The sequence below is a fragment of the Cystobacter fuscus DSM 2262 genome, assembly GCF_000335475.2.
Taxonomy (GTDB): Bacteria; Myxococcota; Myxococcia; order Myxococcales; family Myxococcaceae; genus Cystobacter; species Cystobacter fuscus.
In genome coordinates this window covers 1-6,715 of record NZ_ANAH02000057.1, presented here as the reverse complement: position 1 = coordinate 6,715, position 6,715 = coordinate 1, and the positions used below count along the sequence as shown (strand labels likewise).

5 protein-coding genes are annotated in these 6,715 nt (G+C 62.0%); 2 read left to right on the top strand and 3 right to left on the bottom strand.

Annotation, left to right across the window (positions count from 1 at the left end):
• Nucleotides 1-298: ferritin family protein (locus D187_RS37225; RefSeq protein WP_211241620.1), on the bottom strand; the 298-nt coding region annotated here is incomplete at its 3' end.
• A gap of 210 nt (nt 299-508) precedes the next feature.
• On the opposite strand from D187_RS37225, the gene D187_RS55865 reads away from it, so the two are divergent.
• Nucleotides 509-685 (top strand): hypothetical protein, encoded by a 177-nt coding sequence (locus D187_RS55865; protein WP_002632699.1) that lies wholly within the window; start codon nt 509-511, stop codon nt 683-685.
• A gap of 28 nt (nt 686-713) precedes the next feature.
• Here D187_RS55865 and D187_RS37220 read toward each other — a convergent pair whose 3' ends face one another.
• Complete coding sequence (locus D187_RS37220; RefSeq protein WP_002632698.1) at nt 714-1,121, bottom strand: OsmC family protein; 408 nt, start codon at nt 1,119-1,121, stop codon at nt 714-716.
• A 224-nt stretch (nt 1,122-1,345) separates the two neighbouring features.
• On the opposite strand from D187_RS37220, the gene D187_RS54355 reads away from it, so the two are divergent.
• Nucleotides 1,346-4,357, top strand: coding sequence for a Vps62-related protein (locus D187_RS54355; RefSeq protein WP_002632696.1), 3,012 nt, complete (start codon nt 1,346-1,348; stop codon nt 4,355-4,357).
• Between the two features lie 578 nt (nt 4,358-4,935).
• On the opposite strand, the gene D187_RS55860 is transcribed toward D187_RS54355, so the two are convergent.
• Complete coding sequence (locus tag D187_RS55860) at nt 4,936-5,790, bottom strand: hypothetical protein (RefSeq protein WP_155893873.1); 855 nt, start codon at nt 5,788-5,790, stop codon at nt 4,936-4,938.
• Nucleotides 5,791-6,715: the final 925 nt, after the last annotated feature.

Below are 6,715 nucleotides of genomic sequence, written 5' to 3'. Positions count from 1 at the left end.
AGGCGGGATAGAAGCCATGTTGAGCCTGCACGGCCTCGAGCCGACGAGGCCCCTCCTCCCGCCACAGCTGTTCGAGCAGCCGGCGGAACAGCGTGTAGTGCCGGGCCTCGTCACTCGCGAGCGTGCGGCAGAGGGACTGGAGGGACGGGGAGCCCACCGCGCCCGCGCCCACGGCCTGGTAGTAGGTCGCCGCCATCGCCTCGACGAAGCAGCGCGCCACCAGTTCGGCCTGCTCCGAGCCATACACCGAGCGCCCGTCCTCCTCGTGGGAGGGCACCGCCGCGAGGTAGCGTGTCATGCATTGCTCGAAATCGAAGGAGGGATCTTCCTTCGCGAGCCAGACGCGCAGGGTCTCCCCATGGGTCTCTTCCTCTGGCCCCAGCGCTCGAACGTCGCCTCCCATCCGCGAGCGCTGAACACCGCCGCGAGATATCCCGCGTAGTGGTGGGAGCGGGACTCGAGAAGGCAGGCGGTGCGGACCAGGTGCAGCACGGCGGGATCGAGGTTCATGCCTCGCACGATTCCCCAGACGCTCGCCCGCGGGGACAGGCCAGGGCTGAACGGTCGCTCACGGCGGGTGAACGGACGCGCGGTGCAGTCGCTGCAATCGACTGATGAGGACTTCGAGCGTGACGTGCGCCGGGCCACCGCGCAGTTCGAGGCGCTGAAGAAAGCCAGGAAGTGAGCAGGGGAGGCGTGACGCGCCTCTCGCGTCACGCCTCCAGCGGCTCGGTGACGATCTCCACCGTCGCGGCGGTCATCAGTTTATGGATGGGGCAGCGGGCGACGGCGTCGTGGAGCCGCTGGCGCTCCTCGGGGCTGAGCGCGCCGTGGAACGCGAGCTTCACCCGGAGCACATACTTCCCCTGGCGCTCCCCGGCGGCGTCCCGCTCGACCCGAGTCTCCACGCGCTCCAGGGCCATGCCCGTCTTCTTCGCGTACCACGTGGCCGTCAGCGCCTTGCACGCCGCGAGCGAGGCATCGAAGTAGTCGTGAGGGTCTGGAGCCGAGTCCTCGCCGCCCGTCGCGGCGGACACGTCCGCGTGCAGGACGTGCCGGCCCACATGGAGGACCTGGCGGAAGGAGGCGGGCTGCTCGGTCTGGGAATCGATGGAGGGCATGGTGGGCTCCAGGAGGGGAACGACGGAGGTCACGCTAACCGCAGGGGGCCGCGGGGAGTAGCCACCCCGGACGGCATGCATCGTTCCATCCATGGGACAGCCTCCCCACGAGGGGCCCTGAGCGGGCGCCGCGCTCCCGCGCGCAAATCCTTGCTTGTAGGGTTGGATTCCCAGTGCCTAAATGGAATTCCCTTCAATCCGGCCAAGCCGGAGAGGTCCTTGAAATGGGTATTCCCCACAGACGCATCCGTGGAGTGTTCCTGGTGGGCGTCGTCACCCTCGTGGTCGGCTGTCAGGGCGAGGGCATGAACGAAGCGATGGCCCCGCCGTTGCCCGGGGAACTGGCGATCCTGCCTGGAGTGGCCCCACAAGCGCTCACTGCGCTGCGGGAGAGGTCCTGCCAGGAAATCAAGAACGCCCGCCCGTCCTCGGGGGACGGCGAGTATGTGCTGCACTTCCTGGGGGATCCGTCCCGGCCCTGGAAGGCCTGGTGCCACGACATGGAGGGAAGCCCCAAGGAGTACCTCCCGCTGCCGGAGGCGGGCCTGCTCTCCAACTTCTCCCAGTACACCGCGGGCGGCGCGGTGGCGGGCACCCCGGTGCGGACCGCCTACTCCAGAATTCGCATCAACCCCATCACGCTGCAGGTGGACACGTCCGATCAGACCTTCACGACCTCCACCGGGCAGGTGACTCACGGAGGGAGGCCGGTCACCTCCATGCCCTATGCCACGGCGATGTCGTGTGACTGGAGTGACTCGGGCCGGGCGAACATCGACCTGCGCGGCACACCGTTCAAGGTGGCCCCCGACTACTTCGTGGCGAGCGGCTACGCGGCCTGGGGCTCCAGGGAGTACAGCTTCGTCGATCAGGTGGTCACGCTGAAGGGTGGAGGCTATTGCGGCTCGTTCGCCCCCCTGAACGCCGAAGGGCTCGTCGGAGGACAGCTGCCCCTGTTCTACGCCGTCCCGCCCACGACCTGGTCGCCCACCGCGCGCGTCTACCCCACGGGCGGCTCGCAGACCCAGGCCCAGACGCTCCAGCCCGGCTGGTACGACATCAACGAGCTCACCGTGGGCAACGACGCCATCAACGCGGTCCATGTGCCCAGGGGCTGGACCGTCACGCTCCACGAGAACGCGGGCTTCTCGGGCCCGCAGCGCACGTTCACCGGCGACACCCTCCTGACGGGGAGCGACTTCGACCGGAGGGCCTCGAGCGTCTCGGTGGACGCGCCCGTGCTCGTCTACGCGAACAATGGCTACCAGGGAACGAGCCAGCTCTTGCGCGCGGGCCGTTATGACATCGGGCAGTTGACCGTGGGCAACGACAGGATCCGCTCCCTCAAGGTGCCGGCGGGCTTCCAGGTCACGCTCTACACGGACTCGGGCTTCCAGGGCCAGCGGCTGGTGCTCACCCAGGACACCGACCTGAACGGCAGCCCCTTCAACGCACAGGCATCCAGCCTCGTGGTCGAGTCCACGACGACCCGCAACGGCAACGTCCTCTACGGTCGGTGGAGCGCTTCCGGAGGACAGAACCCGTCCAGTGCGGCCAACCGGCAGTTCCTCGTGGAGTACACGGGCCTGCCCGACATCGTCACCTTCGATCTCGAGGTGGATGCGAGCCCCTATCTCTACCTGTTGGACGCCAACGGCCAGGTGCTCATGGAGGCGAACAACGCGGACGGAGGCACCCACGCGCGCATCTCCTATTACCTGAACCCGGGCAGCTACAAGCTGGTCGCGGCGACCACGCAGGTGGGCAGGAGCGGCGAGTTCACCCTCCGCTCGGACAGGGCCCGGCTTCGCTACCCGCAGCGCCTCTCGGTCCAGGCGGTGAGCGCATTCAACTGGGTCTATGATGACTGGGACACGGGCGCCCACTCGGATGTCTCCATCTGGCGGCCCAACCTCGGCCAGACGCCGGGCTACTACTCGCTGGGCGACATCGGCATGCCCCACCATGGAGAGGTGCCCCGGATGACCTTCGTGGTCTCCGGCGAGGGCGACGTGCTGGCGCGGCCGGTCGACTACACCTGGATCTGGGACGACAAGGGCACGGGGGGAGAGCACGACGCCTCCTTCTGGCATCCGGTGCCTCCCGCCGGCTACACGTGCCTGGGCTCGGTGGCGAACCTCGGTTACGGCAAGCCCTCCACGGACCTCATCCGGTGCGTCAAGAATGAGTACGTGCTCCCGGCCAACATCGGCTGGGTGTGGGACGACAGCGGCTCGGGCGGGAACAACGACATCACGCTCTGGCAGGCGAACGCCCGGGATCACCGCGGCCTGTCCACGTCCACGATGGTGGGCCAGGGGTACTACGGCGATCCGGATGGCGGCCGCTTCTGGGCCCTGAACAAGAGCGCCCTCGCCAACCCGGAGTTGCAGGGAGGCTTCGTCGACGACCTCTCCGCGCTCCAGTACGCGCCGCGCATCTGGCTGCACAACGATGAGTATTACTGGCCGTCCTCGACCGAGTTCTTCCTCCCCAACGTGCACCCGGACGGCACCCACCTGTGGACCAACGAGGCGCTCGGCTGTGACTCCTGCACGAATCCCCAGTTCCTGGACGGCCAGCGTCCGGATCAGACCCACGTGCCCGTGTACGCGCAGATCGTCACCCGCACGCAGGGGGGAGTGGCCACCAACATCACGGACATCATCTACTGGACCTTCTACCCCTACAACAATGGCAAGCGGGTCTGCATCGGCCTGTACACGAGTGGGGGGGGCTGCGCGGGCTTCTACTCCACCTTCGGCAACCACGTGGGCGACTGGGAACACCTCACCGTACGCTTCGTCGACGGCCGCCCGTCGCAGGTGTACATGAGCCAGCATTCGCAGGGAGGGACCTTCACCTTCGGCAACAAGGACATGGCCTCGGTGGGCTTCCACCCGGAAGCCTACTCGGCGTTGGGCTCGCACGGCCTCTACCCGGACGCCGCCCGCCATACCTACGAGCGCATCTTCAACGGCGACACCCTCAACGACGACACCAGCCGTGGCATCGCCTGGAACGCGTGGGATCGACCGGTCATCTTCCCCTGGCAGCCAATGGGCACCTTCACCGGCTCCCTGTCCTGGCTCAACATCACCGAGGACTGGGGCAATGACGCGTCGGGCTGTAACAATCCCGTCTCAGACCAGACGGGCGTGTGCGTGCTCAACAGCGGCCCCACGGCTCCGCTGAAGAAGGGCTTCCCCAGCCCGGGCTCCATGGCGCTGGAGTGAGCGGTCCCCCTCCCGGGCGGACCGCGGACATCGCGCCGCCCGCCCGGGAGGGGCCCTCTCGCGCGTGCTGCCGTGCTCAGCCCCCGCGCGCGGCATCGACGAGGGAGGTGAAGAAGGAGGTGAGTTGGAAGCGGCGGGAATCGAAGCCGCTGGGGGTGGAGTAGCCTTCCCTCCGGAGTAGAGCCACCGGCCCATTTTCCCTCTGAAAATGGGGTGCCTATGTGTCCGGGCGAGTCCAGGCGCGTCCGTTCGGTTTGGTCCTTTTTTGGTCCCCCGAGCCCCTTACTGAGCCAAAAAGTAAACGTCTTACGCCCTCAGGTTTTCTTCTAGCTCTTGCGCTCTAAATTACTACCTATCCATCCGGCCCGTAAACCGAGCCTCCACTGACGGCCCAGTGGACTGTCCACGAAGTTCGTGGATGAAGTCACGAGGGAGTGGGTCCCGGCCATCCCCAAGATGCGCGAGCGAAATGGCCAAGCGTCCTTGACTATGTCCAGCGATGTTCGTGGACATCCACTCCAGACCTCAGTTGCCTTCACGCAAAGCAACTCAAGGTGGACGGCAGAGCGAACGCTGGATTATTTTTTCTTTGCACGACGTTGACCTGCTCCAGTCACTAGTATTGGCGTCCAGGAAGACGCCTTTCCGCGCAAGAGATCATAGCGCAACTGTTCCTCCCGCACAAAAGCCTCGGTCATGTATATAACCGAGTAAAATCGAGTCCAATCTTTTGAGCCACCATAGCCAGCCACATCCTCATATATCCCAGCCAAGGCGGTCCTGACTTCTTGCTCGGTGGATGCAAACTTAAATTCAATGGCGGCACTGAGAGTCGGCACACCTCCATCCGGCTCGAAATTCTTAATAGCGCCCACAATACTGAATCCGCTGGTGTAGTCAGAGAAATACGAGCCCAAGTAATCATTCATGACCTTTTGAATGTCCGCCTCCCTGGTGGGCTCAACATTTCTTTTTCGCACCAAGGCCGCCGTGGCGCGCAAAAGCTCATGCAGTTTATCCAATTGATACGTCTCAATATCTCGACTTTCGCCTGAAACAGCCCGAAGCGCGTCGACAATGTTATTTGCGTAGCGAATGGGTTCGCTTTCGAGTGCATCCACTTCGGGCAGAAAGGAAGTGGTCGCCAAACCTGCTTTTCCTTTTTCAAGTCTACGTCGAGTCCTAATCAGTTCTCTCCGGGCATTCGGAAGACCTACAGCCTCAAGCGAAACACCAAGTACATGAAATAACCGCCTGACTTGATGCTCCAACACATCTACCTCCCAACGGAGATTCTCCGCTCCCTCTGGCGACGATGCTTCTTCCTCATCTCGAACATACTGAACACGTTGAACAGCAATAACCTGCTTCCACGCCTTGTTTAGCTCAATTTCAAGATGAGGCAAAACCTTGCTCAACACATCCTTGTCCATGCTAGACCTCAGTGCTATTGAGAAACTCCAAAAACTCCAGCGACCATTTCACTTGCAGCAACAGAACCAGCCACTCAAGTACAGCTTCACCGAGCAACCATCAATCCACATCTTCATCATCTACCGACTCGTTCCTATTTTTTCACCACGCTCGGATGGAAACGTTTTTCGTCGGTCCCCCCATCGCCGAGGATTGTAATGCCAAGAGAGATTTTCTGCAACACGAGAAGGATGGAAGGAGGCTAGCCACCTCAATCCAGCATCATCTGCGAACTGTGTCGCCTCTCTGACTTGCGTCTTAAACTTAGCGCCACAGGCAAAAAGCACCGAAGCGGCTTTGTTTGAACTTGCAATTCTCCGCAACTCCTCGTCTAGAAAATTACAATTCAATGACCAAGCATTTGCTACGCGAGAATTTTTGATCGAAGTCAGCAGCCTTGCCCCTTGAGTGTAGCAACCAGTCGAGATCCAATCCGCTTGGCAGCGGACTAGATTGGTAACGTAAATCCCATTTGCCTCTAGTTGCTCATAATCAAACTGAATTTTATTCACTGCGTCCAGTCCTCTCGAGGACAGCCATCTGTTGAGAATTTTCATTCCTGTATCCCCCACGCTGGATATCTATTTTCCACTTCTGCAAAAGAAGGTGATTCGCAGACCACAACCAAGTCAATGACCACCTTTGTACTTGCATGGTAATTTGTATTTACTGGACCTATCGTAGCTCCGCCAGGCAAAGACCAACTTGTACGACACGCCTCTGCCAATTTCGAAGCTGATTGCGCGCCAATTGAGTAGAAGCGCTTGTTTTCCGCCATGATCTTCCTCTCTACTTAATGCGATATCCTGAGACCGAAAAGTTCGTTTCGAAAACAACTCGACCCAATATGCGCAGGCGTATAGGCGGGATAGAAGCCATGTTGAG